We start from the raw sequence: 20,157 nt of genomic DNA, 5'->3' as shown, positions 1-20,157 counted from the left end.
GAGGACTGGAAATGGATCATAGCGAGGTTTTGCAGCAAGCCTGTTACGTCTTTTTAAATGACCTAAATGATGAAATAAACCATTCACCCACCATCCAAATAGATGATACAGAACTATTGCAAAGATGCCGCCAGATCATAGATCAAGAACAAAATGTACAAATCAAACCTTATCTGGAAACCTTATCTGAGGTTATTCATGCTTATCTCACGGGGAGGGCTTCAGAGGATACCTTGAAATTCTATTTATCTGAACAATTCAGCATTGTTGCCAGCGATATCGCAGGTTTAATTCAGGGGTTGGTTAAAATGGAAAGCCGCATTTCGGATACGGAAATTTCCTATCCAACGGTCCAGTCCTTAGCCGATTCCCCCAAGATCAGCGTCATTATCACTACCTATAATAGAAAAGCATTCCTATACCAAGCGATCCAAAGTATCTTAATGCAGGACTATCCCAATAAAGAGATTACAGTGATTGATGATTGTTCTACAGATGGCACGGAAGAGTTAATGCAGCAACACTTTGGGGCGGAGCCACGGGTCATTTACATGCGCAATGCTACCAATAGCGGACCTGGAAATAATCGCCGAAAAGCTTTCGCTGCACATGGTGATGGGGAATATGTTCTTTTTCTCGATGATGATGATTATCTGATCGACATGAATTATTTCAGTAAAGCGGTCCGCTTCCATCTCCTTCATCCCGAAATTTCATTTGTAGCTGCGAATGTGTTCCTGGAGTATTCCAAAGCCAAACAACTAAAAATCTCCAATCTGCAGCTTAGCAGCATTATTAAGAAACGCGATTATTTCATGAATTTTGAGAAAAAAGGATATCCAAAACCCGCCTCTACTTTAACTACTGTCTTTAAACGAGAGGCCTTAATGGCTATGGATATCCTAGATATGAATATGGTCAACGATGCTTCCATCTATTTGCGTTCCCTGCTGGTAGGTGATGCGGGCTTCATTGATGTGATTGCCGGCGTGTACAGAATACACGGGAATAATATCACCTTTAATCTGAGCCAGGGATTCTTAATTGAGAATCTGGAAGAAAAGAAACTCATTAAGAATATGGCCGTGCAGAAATATGGATATAACGCACAGGAAATGACGGAATGGTTCAACCATAATGCTTACGATACGATCTCATACTATTTATTAAATTCTGCAAAAGATGCTACAGACTTTAAATTCATGTACCATTGGGCGCTTAACCATTGCCCGCTGATCTACAATCAATTAAAAAATGAGTTTCGCATGAAGCTTATTAAAAAACAATTATTACGAATCTCCTTACTCCGTACGTTACTCGGCAGATGATTCGCTCATTAGCTTATCGAGCAGCAGAAAAAACTCTCTAAGCTTTTCTTTTGGGATGTCGGCATACTTGTCTCCAATGCTGATCTCACAATAAGAAGTATGTTCCCCGGTAGCTCTTATTCCCGCGCTTAAACCGATTCCTGTCGCCTCATACACCGCTGACAGAATCGGTTCAATTTGTTCCTTAGACATGTGAAAATGCATGTGAAACATATTGGAGACAGGTTGAGCGGGCAGAGTGGTTACGTCGTGACATTGATTAACCCAAGCAGCAAGCTCCTTCGCGCCTTCATAATACTGCTGCATCCTGCCCTCTCTTTGCCGGAAATAATAATCAGAAGAAATGATGTACGGATATAAGCTGATTAAGTCTCCACCATGCCGCCGTTTCCATATCTTTGATTGCTTCGTAAAGTCTTCGCTGCCTGCAAGAATTGCCCCAGCGATTCCTCCAATTCCTTTATAAAAGGATATATACACACTATCAAAGAGTGCAGAGATTTCAGCTGCTGACTTCCCGTAATACGGAAGAATCTCAAATAATCTCGCCCCATCCAAATGCAATTTAATGCCGCGTGCACGGCAATGAGCAGAAATAGCTTCAAGCTCCGTGTACTCTGGCAGCTGGCCACCAATCTCGCGCTGGGGTAATTCCAGCAACAGACAAGCGATATCCTCCTTTAGATTCGCCACATCCTCCAAAGTGATTAATCGGTCCTTATCCGCAAGCAAGATAGGCTCAATATGATGTAATTCCTTCATGCCATCCTGCTCATGGATCTCCAAGTGGCATAAGGGATGATAGGCTACTTTTTTCACCTCTTTTTCATCGCACCAGATTCTTAAAGCGATTTGCTGCGCCATCGTTCCGCTCGGAAAGAAAACTGCGGTTTCTTTGCCCAGGATATTCGCCATTTTCGTCTGGAAATCTTCAATCACTTCGCCCGTTCCATAGATATCAGATGCCGTACTGTTCTCTACGGCTGCCAAGGCTTCCTTCAACACTTGCACATCTCTATTCCCATTCCCTGCGATTCGATAGGCCGTTTCATTAAAAGCCTCTTGTACTGATTTTTTTCCGTTCATTCGTTGAATAACCCCTTCCGGATTTGCCTTGTCCCTAATATAGACGAATTTCCAAAAATCCCATCTTAATTTTACCCGATCTAAGGTGAAAAAACATGAGCGCTGTGCTACAATATTGGAATTGCAACGGCAATCTTAGGGAGGGTTATTGAATCACATGCTCATTATTGGTATCGCCGGCGGCACCGGCTCGGGAAAAACAACCGTAGCCCGCTCCGTCATTGACCGTCTTGGAACGGGAAAGGTAACTTTCATATCTCAAGATAACTACTATAAGGATCACTCACATCTCAGCTTTGCTGAACGTGAATCCATTAATTACGATCATCCTTTCGCTTTCGATAACGAGCTGCTCATTGAGCATCTTAAATCTCTGCGTGAAGAACAGACCGCATTCGCTCCCGTGTATGACTTTACAGTCCATGCCCGCTCCACTACAGAGACGGTAGAACTGAAGCCAAACAATATTGTAATCATTGAGGGACTCCACGTCCTTTCTGACGAGAATCTCCGTGAAATGCTCGACATCAAGGTATTCGTGGATGCCGATCCTGATGTGCGTATTCTCCGCCGGGTCCTTAGAGATATTGAAGAACGTGGACGGAGCATCCAGTCGATCCATCATCAATATTTGAGTACAGTTAAACCCATGCATGAAGCGTTTATCGAACCATCCAAAAAATACGCTGACCTGATCATCCCTGAAGGTGGCCATAATGAGGTTGGTATTCAGTTGTTGTCCATCCTAACGGAGAAGCATTTATATAACGATTGGACGTCTTAAAGTCTTAATTAAGCGCTTCTAGCTAGCTGCAGAGAATCTCTCTGCGGCTTTTTTGGTGTGTATGAACCCATCTATGGTTCAGAATAATCCCACCTCATTATGGTAATAGCTATATTTACAGCACCAGCGGAAGAGGGATAACAACTATGGGATTTCTGAACAGAACAATAACAAAAGTTTTTAAGAACCCTTCATTAGGGCACCCCAACCCCACTAAAGAATTACCTAAGGAACCTATTAAAGAAAAACTTCAAGATAATATTCAATATATAAAAACAACACTCGGCAATAGTACAGATCTTGTGATTAGAGAATTCTTTATTGGTTCCAAACACCAGATTAAAGCAGCTATTTTCTATACAGATGGATTGGCGGATAGTAAAGCTATTCAGGATTTCATTCTGGAATCACTAATCTTAGAACTTCCAGATCCAAGTCTTGATACACAAACAGCCAACTATCAATTATTAAAAGATCACATGCTCACTGTAGGGGATATTAAAGATGCGACGGAGTTCAATTCTTTATTCACCTCTCTATTATCCGGAGATGTGATCCTCTTACTCAATGGATATACCAAAGGGTTCACCATAGGCATGCGTGACTGGAAAGACCGTGGCGTAACGGAAAGTGCCACTGAAACGGTGATTCGTGGACCAAAGGAAGCCTTCACAGAAAGCTTACGCACGAATACCGCATTAATCCGGCGGAAAATAAAAGACCCCAATCTTTGGTTAGAAACACAGCAAATTGGACGTGTAACACAGACAGACGTAGCCCTCATGTACATCAATGGCATTGTTAGTGATGAGATTCTGCAAGAAGTACACTCACGTTTAGATCGGATCGACATTGACGGTATCCTGGAAAGTGGCTATATCGAAGAATTAATCGAGGATGAAACCTATACCCCATTTCCAACCATCCATCATACGGAACGTCCTGACGTTATAGCTGCTGCTCTTATGGAAGGAAAAGTAGCCATATTAGTAGATGGGACTCCTATAGTAATGACGGTGCCTACCTTATTCGTTTCCTTCATGCAGACAGCGGAAGATTATTATCAACGTGCCGATGTCAGCACCTTAGTACGGATGCTTAGATACTTCAGTATTTTCATTTCACTACTAGCCCCATCTTTGTATGTAGCTATTACTACCTTTCATCAGGAGATGCTGCCCACAACCCTGCTGATCAGTCTAGCTGCACAACGGGAGGGCGTACCGCTTCCAGCATTTATTGAAGCACTCTTAATGGAGCTTGCCTTCGAGATTATAAGGGAAGCGAGTGTACGAATGCCTCAAACCATAGCCCAATCTGTATCCATTGTAGGCACCCTGGTGATTGGGACTGCGGCAGTTGATGCCGGCATTGTTTCTGCTGCCATGCTTATTGTCGTCGCTATTACTGCTATCTCCAGCTTTGTGCTGCCATCCTTCGATCTTGCCCTGACCATCAGAATGCTCCGTTTCCCGATGATGTTCCTTGCTGCATCTTTTGGTTTGTTCGGAATCATCATCGGGGTTATTGCGATAGTTCTTCACATGTGCAGCTTACGTTCCTTTGGCGTTCCTTATTTGAGCCCATTTGCTCCCTATAATCTCGCCGATCAAAAGGACACCTTTTTCCGAATGCCGCATTGGGCTATGTTTACCCGCCCTAAGCTAATCAATAAAAAAAATATCGTTCGGGAAAAGAGCACACCACCGGAAAAACCGGGAGATCTCACAGAGGAATAGCCCCTGAAACCTTGACCTATGAAGTGATAAATTGGAGTGAACAAAACCATGTATAACATCGCAAGGCGCATATCTGTAGGTGGAATCTTTGAGTATCGAGTGTTAACCTATTACTACACTTGGTTTTGTTAAGCGCAGTAATGTTCAGAAGAGCACTGAGCAAAGACTTAATATCACGAAACTAGATGGTTTGGGAGGTTGTGAATATTGGGTATAGTAGTGATTCTCATAGTTGTAGCCATTATAGCAGCCATTGAAGTTCCCCTGATGTGGAGGAAAAAATTAATCAAGGAGATGTGGATTTTCTCATTTCTTCTGTTGCTGGGAACTTTCTTCAGTCTTATTAATGCGTTACATATTTCGTTCTCTAACCCACTGGGATGGATGATATTTATCTATAAACCCGTCTCGGATATGGTAAATGCCTGGTTATCCTAAAATGGGACTGAACCATTCCCTTGAGATGGCTTAGTCCCCATGATTAAACGACGTTGCCAAATCAGCAAGCGCCCTAAAGTTTGTTGCTAGCCGTTCACGCGCCAGCCAGTAATAAACTTCCTGGCCTCTCTTTTTATGGTCAACAATGCGGGCATCCCGTAGGATTTTGAGATGATGTGAAATCGCTGGCCTGCTTATTTCGAATTCACCTGCAATTTCCCCAACATTCAGCCGACCTTTATTCCCTAATAACGTAACAATCCGAATCCGAGTAGGATCACCAAATGCGGTGAGAAACCGTGTGATGCTGTTGATATCGTTAGGTTTAATCTCTTGCGGTTCTATCTCCCCACCCCGATTCGTAAATAAACTTAAACATACTCACTTGTTGAAACTACAATAAAGACCTCGTAGATTCTCTAACTATTAATTCTGCCGGGAAAATCTGATGCGCATGATTAACCTTCTTATTGATGAGATCAAAGAGAATCTTAATCGTCGCTTCCGCAATCTCTACTACCGGCTGTTTGATGGTAGTAATAGAAGGATTATAATAGAAGGAAATATCCAATCCGTCATAACCAGCAACCGAGTAATCTTCCGGGACTCGCTTGCCCGCTTCAAATATCGCCTTACAGGCGCCGATAGCCATACTATCTGATAAGGTGAAAATAGCGGTGAACTCTTCTCCTAACTCTAGCAATTCTTTTGTAACCGCATACCCATTTTCCATACTGTAACTGTCGATATCTTCTTTCATCCGCCGCACTAGCCGTTCATTATAAGCGATTCCATGATCAGCTAAAGCCTTTTTATACCCTTCATATCTCAACTTACCGATACTTACATCTTCTTCTGGTGCAGTAATGACCGCGATTTTCTCATGCCCTAGATTACATAGATAGTCGACAATTTTATAACTCTCATTAAAGTCATCTACAGATACAGAGGAATAGTCGCTCAAATCAAACTCTTCCGTCATCCCAATCGTACTAAGGACAAATGGAACCGTTAATTGCTGTAATTTCTCTTGAGAGTGTGAGAATAACCCCCCTAAGAAGACAATTCCCTTCAACCGTTTTTCTTTCTCCAGCTCAATCGCCACTTCGATCTCATCTTGATTCTCATCAACTCGTTGTAGGATGAAGGAGTATTTCTTGCGTTGAATCTCTTTTTCGAACACTTTGATCATCGGGCTAAAAAATGGATTGGATATCCCTTTAATCAATACTGCAATCGTTTTCGAATCAGAACGTTTTAAATTTCTTGCACTGTTGTTCGGAACATAATGATTTTCTTTGATAACCCTCATAACCATCGCTTTTGTTTCTTCATTAATATCCGGATGATTGTTAATAGCCCTTGATACAGTAGTCACGCCAACACCGCATAATTTGGCGATGTCTATAATAGTCAGTCTCTCCATTTCTATCTATCCTTTACTTGTTAGTATCTATCAAACTCCTTAATCCTTATTCAACTTCATAGTCAAAATAAGAAAGCAGGGGATTCCTGATGGTCACCCATCAAGAAAAACACCCTACTCGCTTCTTACATGAATATTAATTTATTTAACGAGGTAGATCAAGCTTAACCCTTAACCGCACCTGCAACGACACCTTCGATGATGTACTTTTGACAAGTCAGGTAGAAAATGATGATTGGCACAATAGCTAAGACCAGCATCGCCATCATAGCTCCCATGTCAATCGATCCGTATCCACCTTTTAGGTACTGGATCGCAATAGGAATCGTTTTATACTCTGTACCAATCAGCAGGTCTGGCAATAGGAAGTCGTTCCATACCCACATTACATTAAGGATAGCTACAGTTACAGCAATAGGTTTCAGGATGGGCAATACCACTTTAAAGAAGGCCTGAGGTGGATTACAGCCATCAATCATTACCGCTTCTTCAACTTCAAGCGGGATAGACTTCACAAATCCGCTAAACATAAACACAGACAGCCCTGATCCAAACCCTAAATAGATTAAGATAATCCCAATCGGATTGTCGAGATGCAGCACGTTTGCAGTCTTAGTCATTGTGAACATAACCATTTGGAAAGGCACGATCATCGAGAATACAAACGCATAATACATCATACCTGTGAATTTGGACTTCACCCGGGTAATGTACCATGCAGTCATGGAAGTAAATAACACGATCACAGCCACCGAGCATACCGTGATAAACAAGGACATTCCGAAGGCACTGAAAAAATCAATCTTTGCTACACCACTAGTATAGTTCTTTAAACCAACAAATGTAGTCTCATTAGGGAATAAGAACGGCGTATCACTAATGTAGAACTTACCCTTGAAGGAGTTCATCAGAACAATAAAAATAGGAGATAAGAACGCAATGGCCAAGACCAACAAAATGGTGAATATGGAATAATCTTTTGCTCTAGTCTTTTGCATTAGTTCTCAACCTCCTTTCTTCTAGTAATGACAAGTTGTATTAAGGCGATTAAGGCTACTAAAGCAAAGAATACGACGGCTTTCGCTTGACCGACACCTTCCCATCCTGATTTTCCGTAGAATGTATTGTAGATGTCCAGTGCTAACATGGAGGTCTGCTTAGACGGAGCACCAGCGGTTAATGCTAAGTTCTGGTCAAACAATTTAAATGAATTGGATAAGGTTAAGAATAAACAAATAGTAATGGACGGCATTACGAGTGGAATAGTCACATTACGCAAAATCTTAGAACGTGAAGCTCCATCAATTCTTGCGGCTTCTACTATATCTTTAGGAACATTCTGAATACCTGCAACATAGATAATCATCATGTACCCTATCAATTGCCAATTCATAAGAACGATTAGTCCCCAAAATCCGTACGTTGCATCAGAGGTCAAAGTGACACCAAATTTGTACAAAATCCCATTAAAAATCAACTGCCAGATGTATCCTAATACGATACCGCCTATCAAGTTAGGCATAAAGAAGATCGTTCTAAATACGTTGGTACCTTTTAGCTTTCTAGTTAACAACATCGCCAAGATGAAGGCGAACACATTAATAGTAAGAACAGATAAAACTGTGAATTTAACGGTAAAACCTAATGCATTTAGAAACTCTTGATTTGAAAAAGCTTTAGCGTAATTGCCAAACCCTATCCATGTTGCATCATTGACTGTAGTAAACTCTGTAAAAGACAAATATATACCCAAAAGAAAAGGGATCACAAATGCAATTCCAAAGGCTATTATGGTCGGTAATGCAAAAAGAGCAAAATATTTTTTTATCGATTTTTCCATGGAGTCTTCTCCTATCTCAGTATGGAAAATGATGAAACGTAGCAAGATCCACTCAAATTGTTGCTTAGTGCCACTGAATCCCGAGGGAGCCCAGTGGCACTAAGCTTTTATCTGTATGACAACTGAGAGTTATTCAAGCATCTTTCCATGCATTTATTATTTTGCTTTTTCAGCCTTCCAAGTGTCCTTGAAGATGGTTACAACTTCATCCCAAGTTTTGTTTCCTTGAGCGTATTGCAAGAGGGCATCACCAAAGACGTTTTTGAATTCTTCACTTGGGAATGCTGCGAATGTCCAAGCTACAGAAGTAAGATCTTTTTCCATCCAAGCAGATACTTCTTTAGCAAGTGGATCTGCTGGTTTTTCGCTGTCTTCAAAGGTATTGAATGGAGCGATGAAACCTAGATCGTTAGTTACATAAGCTTTACCTTTTTCACTGGAGAACAACCATTCCAAGAAAGCGATAGAAGCTTGTTGGTTCTCAGCAGATACTTTGCTGTTGATTGCGAAATAGTTTTCTGTACCTACAGCCAGACCTTGTTTTTCTTCGCCTTCCATACCGGTGTAAACAGGCAAGAATTTGATTTCTTCAGCTTTAACTACGTTACCGTCAACATCGTTGATTTGTGACCAAGCCCAGTTACCGTTTTGAACCATTGCTGCGTTACCTAGTGCAAATTCAGCCATGGAGTCAGCTACGGATTTACTACCCAGCAAGGATTCTTTAGTTACAGAGTTCTTGATGTACAGATCGAAAATATTTTTAAATTTATCGTTGTATTTGAATTCAACTTCTTTAGAAGCTAGACCCGCAAGAACGGTGTTGTCAAACTCAGTATTGTCTTTGAATTCATAGTACAGCGGCAAGTTTGCAAGGTGAGTCTGCCATCTCCATTGCTCGCCAGCAGCGAGGGAAGTGGAGGCGAATACACCTTTAATGCCCAGTTGGTCTTTTTTAGCCGTCATATCTTCTACTACTGCCTTCAAAGTATCGAAGTTATTGATCTCAGTTGTGGTGGAGATCGATACCGCTTTATCAGCCAAAGCGAAGTATTTCTTCATAATTGCGTCGTTGTAGATGATGCCGTATCCTTCAACTACGTAAGGGATACCATACACGCCTTCACCTTCAGTTACAGCCAAGCTTTTGTCGGACAGATAGCTGTAAAGCTTAGTATCTTTCAAATCCAAGGTGTAATCTTTCCAGGATTGAAAACCAACAGGTCCGTTAATTTGGAAAATAGTTGGCGCTTCAGACTTGGAGATTTCGGATTTCAATTTAGTTTCGTAAGTACCCGCAGCAGCCGTTACGACTTTTACCTTAACTCCTGTTTCTGCTTCGTAATCCTTAGCGATCTTTTCATATATTTCTGCAATCTCAGGTTTGAAGTTCAAGAAATAAACTGACCCTTTTTTACCAGATGTAGCGTTTCCATCATTGGATGCAGAATTATTTTCTTTATTCCCACATCCTGCCGCTAAGACAACAACCATAGACATTACTAACATGAGCCCTAAATATTTTTTGATATTCTTCATTCTTCTTCCCCCTCGTACTTTTTATTAGATTACTTCGCATGAAGACGTTCCGATGCTCTCAGTGAAAATTATGTCAGCGTTTTCATTTGCTTAAGTAATCCCCAACCTACTTTTTGGTATCCTTATCGGTATCCTTATCGGTAACGTTTTCAATTGAAATATTAGCACACCATTTTGAACTTTTCAATAGCTAATCTTTTAGAATCATTTTATGGAAAAACTGCCCACGGCAAACCTTGCAAGCGTTATAATAGATTCATCCTTATTCATGAATGGTGAATGCTTAGGACATACTAATGGTTAACGACCCATTAAATAACTATGAATAGGTGATTGCATATTTTATCTCTGATCGAACAGTATGAGCTACAATTCTCCAATAATAATTATTTTGGCGATATCGGGGTAGATCCCTCCTACTCGATTGTAGAAGGCTCCCTTCCTGTACTTGTCTCAGCTCCACATGCCATTAACCATTTTCGAGAACATGCTGTAAAACCAGCTGACATGTATACAGGCTCCCTTGCCCTCTTGTTACAAAAGCTCACAAATTGCTACTGTATTTATTCGAATAGCTTCTCCAAAGAAGACCCAAATTACATCTTAGGTGGAGAATATAAGGCTGCGCTACGAGCGCTTGTCAAAGAACATTGCATTCAGTTTGTGATCGATCTGCACGGGGCTTCCAAACTTCGGGAGTTTGATATTGACCTAGGGACACTGTACGGAACCTCTATACGAGAGAATAATTTAAATGACGTCATAGGCATCTTTAACAATAATGGTATTACCAAAGTTCGACAAAATCATACATTTTCCGCTTCCCATCCTGGAACGATTACTTCATATTGTGCTAAGGAATTGTTAGTTCAAAGTATTCAAATTGAAATTAATCGAAATTATCGTAACCCGAATGCGTTTGATTTATTCCAAAAAACCATTCATTCCCTTGAACAAATCATTAAACTATTGGGCGGTGTCTGACATTATTATCGAGCAAACCTTTACTATTCTAGACAAACAAAGCCTTCAACCTCGTGAAGAAATCACAATGAACTCTGAAGAGTTAAAGGAATTAGGTTTAGTCCAGCATATCTTCGTTGATCTTACAGCAGAGAATGGTGTGAAAGTCAGCTGTTTAATTTTATCGGCAGATGAGGTGCCAAGAGGTACAATCCAATTATCCAAGCGGGCAAAGGACAAGCTCGGGGACTGCCTCACTACAGGATTAACTATAACGAAGCCAGAATACGACACAGTTCTTCGGGGAATTCCTAAAGTGGACGAGATTGCCAAACCCTATGTAAAAGCCTGTCCAGCACTCGTCCGTAAATATACGAATCAAGTGGAACTAATCAATCCCACAAACGGCTTCCGGGTAAACCTAACTTTACGAGAAGATAGCACAGCCAAACCAAATACCCTTTACTTCAACAGATACATCATGTTATTGCTTGAAACCCATTCCGAGGGGCATGACCCATTAATCATTACTCGCGCTAGGACGCGTTCCCAACCCAAGCCAGGTATACATAAACTTATCAATCAACTGATCCGACGGCCCTTAAGTGCATTAGGGAACTTTTTTATTGGCAAAAGAGAGCTCACCCTCAGAGTGGGCCATCCTTACCCTTTTGATGAGCACCAGAATTTATGCAGAATTCATCCGAATGTTAGAAAACTGCTAGGCATGGAAGAAACAGATCAGATCGTGATCTCCTATAATTCAAAACAAATCACCATCCCCATCTTAGACATCGATACGGAGCATATTGCCCAGTCGGTCAAGCTTCATGCGGATAATGAGCAGCTTAAATTTATCGACAGCCACTTATTTATCGGAATCACCGCCTTATCGCGTAACGAGTTAGAAATTCCAAGCATCGGCACATCAGTTACCGTAAAAAGAAGTATGTACTCCTTATTCCTAAAGCACTTAAACAAACTGGTCTTACCTGTTATCGCTTTGTTGTTCACCATAGTACAGCTATATAAAGATTTGAACTGGAGCATCGCTCTGACCGTCATCATTTCTCTTGTGTTACTTCCGATTATCATCTACACAACACTATCTGAGGAACGCGCCAAAATTAATTAAATGGAGGGATTTCCGTGGAATTCACTTCACAATCCCAAGTTGAAGATATGATCTACAGCTCTTATCTAAGAGCCATTAACAACATTACACAAACTTTGGATGAAGAAGTTAGAAAACCGGAGTTAACCAGAGTATTACTGGATGCAGTTGGAAGTCCGGATCGTAATCAAAAATACATACTGGTCACAGGCAGTAAAGGTAAAGGCTCCACCTCTAGATTTATCTCCTCTCTGTTAAGTCACTTGGGATATAAAGTGGGGTTATTCACCTCCCCTCACCTGGTGGATTTCAACGAAAGAATCCGGGTCAATGGGCAGGCAATAGCCACCGAAGACTTTGTACGATTAGGTAATGTAATTCGCGGGAGCTTCCACCAGATTGGGGAGCAGCTTGCTGCTGACGAATATCAAGGTCCGGTTGGGGTTGCTTTGGCTATTGCGGCTTTGTACTTTAAGGAGAAGGGTACAGATATCAATGTGATTGAATGCGGTAGAGGGGGAAGGTTTGATGACACCAATGTCCTGAGCAATGACTGGGCTGTCATTACCCCAATTATGGAAGAGCATGTAGCCCATTTGGGACCTGATCTGAACAGCATTACACTGCATAAGCTGGGGATTGTCAAAAACAACACAACAAATGTCTATGTTAGCAAACAGAAATCGGGAGTTCTTGCGATCATGAAGGACAACCTCTCCTCCAACCCTGTGCAATATTATGAAGAACAGTTTTTAGCTGAATCTATCACAACCACTTCTATCGGGACTACTTTTGATGTCCGGACGAAGCAAGCCATTTATCCATCCTTGACCCTCCCGCTATTGGGACAGTTTCAAGCGGTCAATGCTGCCAGTGCAGTGTCACTTTGTGAAGAGATTACAGGGGGACCCCTTGATCAGGAGATCGTACATCACTGTTTTGAACAATTACAATGGCCGGGGCGTTGTGAAGTTATCTATCATGATCCACTGACGATTATTGACGGAGCTATTCATAGAGATTCTGCAAGCTATCTGGCTGAACTTATTCAATTAGTGAATCCTGAGCGCAGCCGTACCGTCACATCCATCATCGGTGTCCCTAAGGATAAAGATTACACAGGGGTCCTTGAAGTCATGAGCACAGTCTCGGATCAACTAATCGTAACCAAACCCGATATAAGCCATCTAATTTTCCCTACGGATGCCCTGCTAATCGCCAAAAGTTTTCTCAAAAAAAGTTCCGAATTCCCTTGTTTAGAGGATGCTCTTACGTATCTTAAAGGACAATCACCTTCGGAGATTATTGTAATCGTGGGTACGCAAACTCTAATCGGAAATGCCAAAAGATTATTCGGGCAATCGCTGCTGAATATCGGCTTATAACTGATTCATACGCTGAAGAATAACTTCCCTGTAAAGGTCTGAGAGGCCAGGTACTTCACTTGGATTTTGCTTGCAATATTCATCTAACATCACCTTATGGTTAACCTCAATCACCATCAAGCCTTGATTTGTCTCTAAGATATCTACTGAGCAGAAATCAAGGCCCAGCGCTTTAGAGGTCCGGGAGGCAAGCTCCGCCAGCGCCTCTTGTTTGGCCTGATCTTTCACCTCAATCGTAACAGCCCCGTTAATCAAATTATGCTTCCACGAAAGAACTCTTTTTTTGCCAAGGAATACACGCGCCTGATGATTAAAGGTTACAATTCTATACTCAATCTCCGCTTCATAATAAGGACCTATTGCCCCATTAAGCTGTAAAGAAAATAATAAATCGAGCTTTTCGTGCAGATCGGCTATCTCATTGATTTTGTACACATGCTTTCCCTGCGCCCCGTTATCCTGCTTCATAACTACCTCCCCATTGCACGCTTGGAAATAACGCTCAGCCAATGGATAAGGATTCAAATTGCTAAATTTGGAGTCAGGATGCGGCAAATAAATATGTTCTACGGCTGGGATATTCGCCTTATGCAAAACATCATAAGTTAGAGATTTACTCATGGCAATAATCGTAGAAGCACTGTTGTTTAGTCCGATCTCAGCGTCTACCATCACAAATGATTTCACTCCATCTGTCGCTCTATATACGAAATTTGGTGTAATTTCCTCAAAGCTAATCCCTGAGGCTGTAACAGAATGCTGGATCATTTTTAAGTAAGGTCTAGTCGTCATTCAGTTTCCTCATTTCTAACAAAATATGACCAAACCTAATCATAGCATGAGAAATATCAATAAAAAATAATAACATTACGTTATAATAGTTAACACATTCATCCCTTGAATCTTGTTTTAGGTCCGTTTTTCACAAAAATCGCAGAATATATGTTACGTTTAATGACTGATAGCGCTTTTATAGATAAAATAAGTGTTGATTATTTAGTGATCATCCTCTATGATAAGCTTATTAAAGCGAATCAAAAAGTTAAAGCGGTTAAACTTTAATCTCTAGGCGCCTAGTATTATTGCTAATTAATAGTGTTAGTTTGATTAAAAGTTAAAGCGCTTATACTTTTAAAACGAGAGGTTGGTGTGTCATGATCAATCGCGAGAACAGGCGGCAGACGTTCTACATGTATCTGTTCATTTCTCCTTGGATTATCGGCTTCCTAGTATTCGCCCTTTATCCTATCTTATCATCGCTTTACTTCAGCTTTACTGATTATGACATCATACACCCACCTAAATTTATCGGGCTCGCTAACTACACAGAGATGTTTCACAATGACCTGTTCTGGAAATCAGTGGTTGTCACGCTGAGATATACCTTCATCGGTGTACCTATCCAGCTTGCACTCGGTCTTGGCTTTGCGCTATTGCTCCACCAGACCATTCCTTTGCGCGGCTTTTTCAGAACAGCAATGTATTTTCCAAGCATGGTATCCGGCGTGGCCATGTCCCTGCTGTGGTACTGGATCTTTAACCCGCAGATCGGGCTCTTCAATTACATCCTTTCCTGGTTCGGCATTCATGGACCGGCTTGGCTGATGAACCCAGACACTGCACTATATGCCTTGATCATCATGACTTTCTGGACAGCAGGCTCAGGAATGATTTTATTCCTCGCTGGTCTGCAAGGCGTACCGGCTAGCTTGATCGAAGCCGCTAACCTTGACGGTGCCGGGCGCTTCAGAATCTTCCTGAACATTACCTTACCGATGATCTCTCCCGTGCTGCTCTTCCAACTGATTATGGGACTGATTGATTCCTTCCAAGTCTTTACCCAAGCTTTTGTCATGACTCAAGGGGGGCCGAATTACTCTACCTGGTTCTATGTCTATAATCTCTACACCAGCGCTTTCAAAGAATATCGTGCCGGTTATTCCTCAGCCTTGGCATGGGTGCTCCTTATCGTAGTTATGCTCTGCACCGCACTAATTATGAAATTGTCTAACCGTTATGTTCACTATGAAGGAGGCGGACGCAAATGAGTACAGTCAGAGCGCTAAGCCCCCGGACTAAAGGAACAAAACGCCGCCGGAAAGCGGAGCCTGTTAAGATTTTCAGCTTTATTACTCTAGTAGTTACAACATTTCTGATGCTGCTTCCTTTGTTCTTCATGGTCTCCACTTCACTTAAGTCCAAACGCGAGATGCTGAAGTTCCCACCCACCTTTCTTCCGGAGAGCTGGCAGTGGAGCAATTACACAGAAATATTTGATACCCTGCAGTTCGGTACTCTTTATAAAAACAGTCTGATTATCGCCGGCTTTAGTGTTGTGGGAACCTTGATTTCTTCGGCGCTGGTTGCCTATGGATTCGCCAGATTCAGAGGTACAGGTAATCAGGTGTGGTTCATCCTGCTGCTGAGCACCATGATGTTACCCTATCCGGCCATTATGATTCCGCAATTTGTACTCTTTTCGCAAATGAACTGGATAGATACCTTTTTACCCCTGATCGTGCCTGCTTTCTTCGGCTCAGCCTATAATATTTTTCTGCTGCGCCAATTCTTCTCCACATTGCCTGAAGAGCTGTTTGATGCCGGACGCATTGATGGCTGTGGTGAAATACGGATGTGGGCTACCATAGCAATCCCACTCTCCAAACCTGCACTTGCGACCGTAGCTATCTTTGCTTTTATCTACAACTGGAATGATCTGCTTACGCCAGTGCTTTACTTAAGCTCATCAGATAAGTTCACGCTACCCGTCGGGATGGCTTCTCTTACCTCATCGAGGTTCCGCATTCCACCTTGGCATCTGCTAATGGTTGCTTCGGTTCTAGCTATGGTCCCAATCGTTACGCTGTTTGCTGTAGCCCAGAAACAGTTCGTCGAAGGGATTGTACTTACAGGGATTAAGTAATAATCCGCCATCCGGCGGCCAAATATACTTGAAATCATGGAGGGTTTAGCTAATGAACAAGAACAGGAAAAGTATTGCGCTTTTACTTGCAGCTACCATGCTCGTTGTTCTAGCCTTATCAGGCTGTAGCGGCGGCAAATCGGCGGGTAACGCCCTATCTGGAGGAAACGGTGACTCTACTAATTCTGGAGGCAAAGCAGAAACGGTAACAATTACCCATTACACAATAGATTCAGAAGACCGCACATTTGTCGAAAAATTAATCCCTGATTTCGAGAAGCTGCATCCGAATATTAAAGTGAAAGTGGAAAAAGCGCCTTATGAGCAGTTCGACAGCAAGCTGCAAACGCTAATTGCCGGCGGCAAATCGCCCGACGTGACAAGTCACTGGGGGTATGGAGGTTTCGCAGAATACTACAATAAGGGTATGTTGTTCGATATGACCGACCTTATGAAAGAGGATGGTTTCAAGGCAGAGGATTATAGTATCCCAGAGAATCTAATGGGTATCTACAAGGTTAAAGATCACACTTACGGCATCCCGGTCAATATGTATGTCACCTTAATGCTCTATAACAAAGACATGTTTGATGCTGCCAAACTGACTTATCCAACAAGCGATTATGAAGATAAGAGCTGGACGTTTGAAAAAATGGTCGACGAAGCTAAACAAATGACGCTTGTATCCGATGATATCGCCAAAACTCAATATGGCGTAGACTTCACTTGGTCCGAACGCGATATGCGGCCGTTATATTTTGGAGCGGAGCCTTACTCAGAAGATACATGGACTAATGGCGGCGTGCCTTCCGAGACTTATTTTGACTCCCCTGAAGTGATCGCTGCCTACAACAAGCTTTTTGATCTTGTCTTTAAGGATAAAGTCTCTCCTTCTTCCGAATGGAGCAAAAGTGTAGCTGGACAGAACGGCGATCCCTTTGTTGCTGGTAAAATCGGCATGTCTATCGGAGGCTCATGGAACCTTGCAGGTGCAAATGACTTCCCCTTCAAAATTGGCGTAGCCGCTGTACCATGGGGAGGAAACGAAAAGGTACGCAGCACCCTTTATGTCGATCCGCTGCTGATCTTGAAGGACTCCAAACATCCGAAGGAAGCTTTTGAATGGATCAAATACCTGATCACAAGCGAAGTGCAAGAGAAATCCATTGAGCTTAGTGGCGGTAACCCGCCAGTCAACACCGAAGCTGCAGAAGCTTACTATAAACATTTTGAAGGTATCGATCCACAGGATATCAAAAATGTCTACGAGGGTGCTGTTAACTACGGCTTCGAATCCTATAACCACTTAATCACCAACTACTCGCAAATTAATGACATGTTCATTAATGAATTGCAGCCAGTAGAAACTGGACATAAGACGGTTGAAGAGGTGATGGCGACGATTCAGAAGAAGGTTACAGAGATCATTCAGCGATAACTGTTTGGCAGGTATACCGCCCCCTTTAGGGACGGTATACCTGCGTGAAATCATACGTTTAGCGGACAGTCTGCCAACCCTGTATACTGAAAGTAGAAAACAGGATCGGAAAATCTGCCGTGAGGAGAATTAAAGATGAAAGTTAGTATTTTTGATGTAGCCAAAAAATCCGGATTATCCGTTGTAACCGTATCCCGGGTGTTAAATGGGGCCGAATCGGTACGCGAGAATAATCGCCAAAAGGTGCTGGAGGCAATTAAAGAGCTGGATTACCGCCCTAATGCTGCGGCACGCAGTCTGGCAAGCGGTAAGACGGGAATTATCGGCATTATTGTCACTACCCTGCAAGATTCCTTTTTTGACGCAGTGGTCAAAGAGCTGAATGAAATATTAGCGATGCATGGTTATTTTTTAGCCATATCCATCTCAACAGGCATCGAATCGGATGATAGCCATTATTTAATTCAGGAGGATCGTGTAGACGGTTTAATTTTGCTCTCTCCGATGGAAGAGGACAATTATATTGTGGAGTTAAAACGGCGGGGTATCCCTTATGTGCTGATAGATAATCAGAAGCCCGAAAATGATACCTACTCCATCACGATCGACAACTTCAAGGGGGGATACGCAGCTACGCGTCATCTACTGGAGCTGGGACACACTTCAATCGCTCATCTCTGCGGTCAGGAAATGTTCCGGAGTACGCGGGAGCGGCGCAGTGGATTTCTACAGGCGCTTCAGGAACAAGGGCTGGCCCCCTTTGAGATCGTGCCTGGTGATTTCGATATTGGGATGGGATACGATACCTGCAAACGTTGGCTGAAGGAAGGAAAGCTGCCCACCGCCGTCTTCGCCGGGGATGACAATATCGCGCTTGGAGTCATCAATGCCCTGATGGAAGCGGGCATTCAGGTACCCGAAGAGGTGGCAGTGGTCGGCTATGACGATCATTATATTGCTTCACAGCTTCATCCACATCTGACAACAATACGTCAGCCTGCGGACAAAATCGGGCTGGCAGCCGCGGATATGCTGCTCAAACGCATCTCTGGAAAGATGAAACGTGGGGCCGGGATGCGGATTGATCCTGAACTTATCGTACGTGAATCTACCGGAGCTGAGTAGATTAAATTTATACACTAGGAGTGACGACCATTGACTTACTACTTGGGGATCGATGGGGGAGGCACGAAAACCTATGCTCTGCTAAGCGATGAACATGGCAATGTTCTTGGCAAAGGCAAGAGTGGTAACGGCAACCACCAGACAGGCGCCCTTGAGGCCGCCAACAGTATTCAAGAGGCCACATTCGGGGCGCTGGCTGAAGCCGGACTCCGGTTGGAAGACATCCAGCATACCTATCTCGGACTTGCCGGTGCTGATCGCGAGGCCGACTATGCTATTCTCCATCCGATGATACGCCAGATAGGATTCACCAAATACACCATTAACTGTGACACTATGATCGGTCTACGCGCCGGAACGAATCGCCCTTATGGTGTCGCGCTCATCTGCGGCACCGGCACCAATTCAGCAGGCAGAAACCTGCAGGGAGAGCATTATCAATGCGGCGGCTTTGACTATATGTACGGTGATTTTGGCGGGGGTGGCGCACTCAATATTGAGGTGTTTCGTTCCGTTATCCGAGCTTGGGACGGCCGGGAACAGCCCACCCTATTAACAGGCTTACTGCTAAAAATGCTAGGTTATGAGGAAGTTGGGCATATGTTTCACGATTTCCTCGATCATTGGAAAAAAGTACCTGTAAATGTTGCCCGCCTGCTCTTTGAAGCAGCAGCTGAAGGAGATGCCGTAGCATTGGAGATTTTACATCGGCAAGGGGTTGAACTAGGTAAGTCTGCGGCAGCTATCATTCACAAGCTAGGCATGGAGCAGGAGACCTTCGATGTGGTGCTGGCAGGAAGTCTGCTAACCCGAGGGGATCGCGGTTGGATTCGCCAGCCTATCGAGAAAGCTGTACACGCTGCAGCCCCTCAGGCAACCGTGGTTACCCTTGCCACAGAGCCTGTAGTCGGTGCAGTATGGTCAGCTATGGATCAAGATGGGTTGACCATTAGTAGTGAAGTATATGAGAAAATGCGGAAATTTCAGGATTATGAATCGATCAAACAAACTACAAGACAGGAGTGATTA

Annotated in this window: 19 protein-coding genes; 12 read left to right on the top strand and 7 right to left on the bottom strand. The window is 42.9% G+C overall.

Annotated elements, in window-relative coordinates; genetic code table 11:
• Nucleotides 1–11 precede the first annotated feature (11 nt).
• Nucleotides 12–1,328, top strand: a complete 1,317-nt coding sequence (locus NSQ50_RS01365) for a glycosyltransferase family 2 protein (RefSeq protein WP_052096714.1) — start codon at nucleotides 12–14, stop codon at nucleotides 1,326–1,328.
• On the opposite strand, the gene NSQ50_RS01360 is transcribed toward NSQ50_RS01365, so the two are convergent.
• A complete protein-coding gene (locus tag NSQ50_RS01360) occupies nucleotides 1,314–2,414 on the bottom strand; it encodes a threonine aldolase family protein (protein WP_076147663.1) in 1,101 nt (366 codons plus the stop codon). The two genes, NSQ50_RS01365 and NSQ50_RS01360, sit on opposite strands and share 15 nt — an antisense overlap.
• Before the next feature lie 157 nt (nucleotides 2,415–2,571).
• Here NSQ50_RS01360 and udk point away from each other — a divergent pair, with 157 nt between their 5' ends.
• The 3 genes from udk (at nucleotide 2,572) to NSQ50_RS01345 (ending at nucleotide 5,375) form a co-directional block, all read left to right on the top strand.
• Nucleotides 2,572–3,198, top strand: coding sequence for a uridine kinase (gene udk, locus NSQ50_RS01355; RefSeq protein WP_036687251.1), 627 nt, complete (start codon nucleotides 2,572–2,574; stop codon nucleotides 3,196–3,198).
• Nucleotides 3,199–3,344: 146 nt separating this feature from the next.
• A complete protein-coding gene (locus NSQ50_RS01350; protein ID WP_076224507.1) occupies nucleotides 3,345–4,937 on the top strand; it encodes a spore germination protein in 1,593 nt (530 codons plus the stop codon).
• A gap of 207 nt (nucleotides 4,938–5,144) precedes the next feature.
• Nucleotides 5,145–5,375, top strand: a complete 231-nt coding sequence (locus tag NSQ50_RS01345; protein WP_235219548.1) for a hypothetical protein — start codon at nucleotides 5,145–5,147, stop codon at nucleotides 5,373–5,375.
• Nucleotides 5,376–5,405: 30 nt separating this feature from the next.
• Here the strand turns inward: NSQ50_RS01345 and NSQ50_RS31530 are convergent, their stop codons facing one another.
• From NSQ50_RS31530 to NSQ50_RS01325, 5 genes are all read right to left on the bottom strand, one after another.
• Nucleotides 5,406–5,681 (bottom strand): ArsR/SmtB family transcription factor, encoded by a 276-nt coding sequence (locus NSQ50_RS31530; RefSeq protein ID WP_367946839.1) that lies wholly within the window; start codon nucleotides 5,679–5,681, stop codon nucleotides 5,406–5,408.
• 88 nt (nucleotides 5,682–5,769) lie between these two features.
• Nucleotides 5,770–6,801 carry a LacI family DNA-binding transcriptional regulator gene (locus NSQ50_RS01340; protein WP_036687244.1) on the bottom strand — a complete coding sequence of 344 codons (1,032 nt, stop codon included), beginning with the start codon at nucleotides 6,799–6,801 and terminating at the stop codon, nucleotides 5,770–5,772.
• 164 nt (nucleotides 6,802–6,965) lie between these two features.
• Nucleotides 6,966–7,799, bottom strand: a complete 834-nt coding sequence (locus tag NSQ50_RS01335) for a carbohydrate ABC transporter permease (RefSeq protein WP_036687243.1) — start codon at nucleotides 7,797–7,799, stop codon at nucleotides 6,966–6,968.
• Entirely contained in the window at nucleotides 7,799–8,641 is an 843-nt protein-coding gene (locus NSQ50_RS01330) for a carbohydrate ABC transporter permease (RefSeq protein ID WP_036687240.1), read from the bottom strand. Before NSQ50_RS01330 ends, NSQ50_RS01335 begins: the two co-directional genes overlap by 1 nt.
• A 156-nt stretch (nucleotides 8,642–8,797) precedes the next feature.
• Entirely contained in the window at nucleotides 8,798–10,180 is a 1,383-nt protein-coding gene (locus NSQ50_RS01325) for an ABC transporter substrate-binding protein (RefSeq protein WP_036687237.1), read from the bottom strand.
• 333 nt (nucleotides 10,181–10,513) lie between these two features.
• Here NSQ50_RS01325 and NSQ50_RS01320 point away from each other — a divergent pair, with 333 nt between their 5' ends.
• Genes NSQ50_RS01320 through NSQ50_RS01310 form a run of 3 tightly spaced genes read left to right on the top strand, consistent with a single transcriptional unit; the run spans nucleotide 10,514 to nucleotide 13,642 of the window.
• Nucleotides 10,514–11,164, top strand: coding sequence for an N-formylglutamate amidohydrolase (locus NSQ50_RS01320; protein WP_051491494.1), 651 nt, complete (start codon nucleotides 10,514–10,516; stop codon nucleotides 11,162–11,164).
• Nucleotides 11,130–12,278, top strand: a complete 1,149-nt coding sequence (locus NSQ50_RS01315) for a hypothetical protein (RefSeq protein ID WP_143760525.1) — start codon at nucleotides 11,130–11,132, stop codon at nucleotides 12,276–12,278. The genes NSQ50_RS01320 and NSQ50_RS01315 overlap by 35 nt, the downstream gene beginning before the upstream one ends.
• 14 nt (nucleotides 12,279–12,292) lie before the next feature.
• Nucleotides 12,293–13,642 carry a bifunctional folylpolyglutamate synthase/dihydrofolate synthase gene (locus NSQ50_RS01310; protein WP_076224504.1) on the top strand — a complete coding sequence of 450 codons (1,350 nt, stop codon included), beginning with the start codon at nucleotides 12,293–12,295 and terminating at the stop codon, nucleotides 13,640–13,642.
• On the opposite strand, the gene NSQ50_RS01305 is transcribed toward NSQ50_RS01310, so the two are convergent.
• Nucleotides 13,637–14,434: an ATP-grasp domain-containing protein gene (locus tag NSQ50_RS01305; protein WP_038568197.1), complete on the bottom strand. Its 798-nt coding sequence runs from the start codon at nucleotides 14,432–14,434 to the stop codon at nucleotides 13,637–13,639. The two genes, NSQ50_RS01310 and NSQ50_RS01305, sit on opposite strands and share 6 nt — an antisense overlap.
• A 362-nt stretch (nucleotides 14,435–14,796) precedes the next feature.
• Here NSQ50_RS01305 and NSQ50_RS01300 point away from each other — a divergent pair, with 362 nt between their 5' ends.
• From NSQ50_RS01300 to NSQ50_RS01280, 5 genes are all read left to right on the top strand, one after another.
• Entirely contained in the window at nucleotides 14,797–15,690 is an 894-nt protein-coding gene (locus NSQ50_RS01300) for a carbohydrate ABC transporter permease (RefSeq protein ID WP_036687229.1), read from the top strand.
• Complete coding sequence (locus NSQ50_RS01295; RefSeq protein ID WP_038568194.1) at nucleotides 15,687–16,565, top strand: carbohydrate ABC transporter permease; 879 nt, start codon at nucleotides 15,687–15,689, stop codon at nucleotides 16,563–16,565. The genes NSQ50_RS01300 and NSQ50_RS01295 overlap by 4 nt, the downstream gene beginning before the upstream one ends.
• Nucleotides 16,566–16,617: 52 nt before the next feature.
• The gene (locus NSQ50_RS01290) at nucleotides 16,618–18,003 is read left to right on the top strand and encodes an ABC transporter substrate-binding protein (RefSeq protein ID WP_038568191.1); all 1,386 of its coding nucleotides are present in this window, start codon (nucleotides 16,618–16,620) and stop codon (nucleotides 18,001–18,003) included.
• Nucleotides 18,004–18,138: 135 nt separating this feature from the next.
• A complete protein-coding gene (locus NSQ50_RS01285) occupies nucleotides 18,139–19,128 on the top strand; it encodes a LacI family DNA-binding transcriptional regulator (RefSeq protein WP_036687224.1) in 990 nt (329 codons plus the stop codon).
• A gap of 30 nt (nucleotides 19,129–19,158) precedes the next feature.
• Nucleotides 19,159–20,154, top strand: coding sequence for an N-acetylglucosamine kinase (locus tag NSQ50_RS01280; RefSeq protein ID WP_036687222.1), 996 nt, complete (start codon nucleotides 19,159–19,161; stop codon nucleotides 20,152–20,154).
• The last annotated feature ends 3 nt before the right edge of the window (nucleotides 20,155–20,157 follow it).

It is taken from the genome of Paenibacillus sp. FSL R10-2788 (assembly GCF_038003885.1).
Classification (GTDB): Bacteria; Bacillota; Bacilli; order Paenibacillales; family Paenibacillaceae; genus Paenibacillus_AQ; species Paenibacillus_AQ odorifer.
This window is presented reverse-complemented; position numbering and strand designations above follow the sequence as displayed.

Bases quoted from the DNA above. Each gene is read 5' to 3' on its own strand.
- NSQ50_RS01290 (WP_038568191.1), top strand. From the start codon at position 16,618: ATGAACAAGAACAGGAAAAGTATTGCGCTTTTACTTGCAGCTACCATG.
- NSQ50_RS01335 (WP_036687243.1), bottom strand. From the start codon at position 7,799: ATGCAAAAGACTAGAGCAAAAGATTATTCCATATTCACCATTTTGTTG.
- NSQ50_RS01285 (WP_036687224.1), top strand. From the start codon at position 18,139: ATGAAAGTTAGTATTTTTGATGTAGCCAAAAAATCCGGATTATCCGTT.
- NSQ50_RS01330 (WP_036687240.1), bottom strand. From the start codon at position 8,641: ATGGAAAAATCGATAAAAAAATATTTTGCTCTTTTTGCATTACCGACC.
- NSQ50_RS01300 (WP_036687229.1), top strand. From the start codon at position 14,797: ATGATCAATCGCGAGAACAGGCGGCAGACGTTCTACATGTATCTGTTC.
- NSQ50_RS01360 (WP_076147663.1), bottom strand. From the start codon at position 2,414: ATGAACGGAAAAAAATCAGTACAAGAGGCTTTTAATGAAACGGCCTAT.
- NSQ50_RS01305 (WP_038568197.1), bottom strand. From the start codon at position 14,434: ATGACGACTAGACCTTACTTAAAAATGATCCAGCATTCTGTTACAGCC.
- udk (WP_036687251.1), top strand. From the start codon at position 2,572: ATGCTCATTATTGGTATCGCCGGCGGCACCGGCTCGGGAAAAACAACC.
- NSQ50_RS01350 (WP_076224507.1), top strand. From the start codon at position 3,345: ATGGGATTTCTGAACAGAACAATAACAAAAGTTTTTAAGAACCCTTCA.
- NSQ50_RS01325 (WP_036687237.1), bottom strand. From the start codon at position 10,180: ATGAAGAATATCAAAAAATATTTAGGGCTCATGTTAGTAATGTCTATG.
- NSQ50_RS01295 (WP_038568194.1), top strand. From the start codon at position 15,687: ATGAGTACAGTCAGAGCGCTAAGCCCCCGGACTAAAGGAACAAAACGC.
- NSQ50_RS01340 (WP_036687244.1), bottom strand. From the start codon at position 6,801: ATGGAGAGACTGACTATTATAGACATCGCCAAATTATGCGGTGTTGGC.
- NSQ50_RS01365 (WP_052096714.1), top strand. From the start codon at position 12: ATGGATCATAGCGAGGTTTTGCAGCAAGCCTGTTACGTCTTTTTAAAT.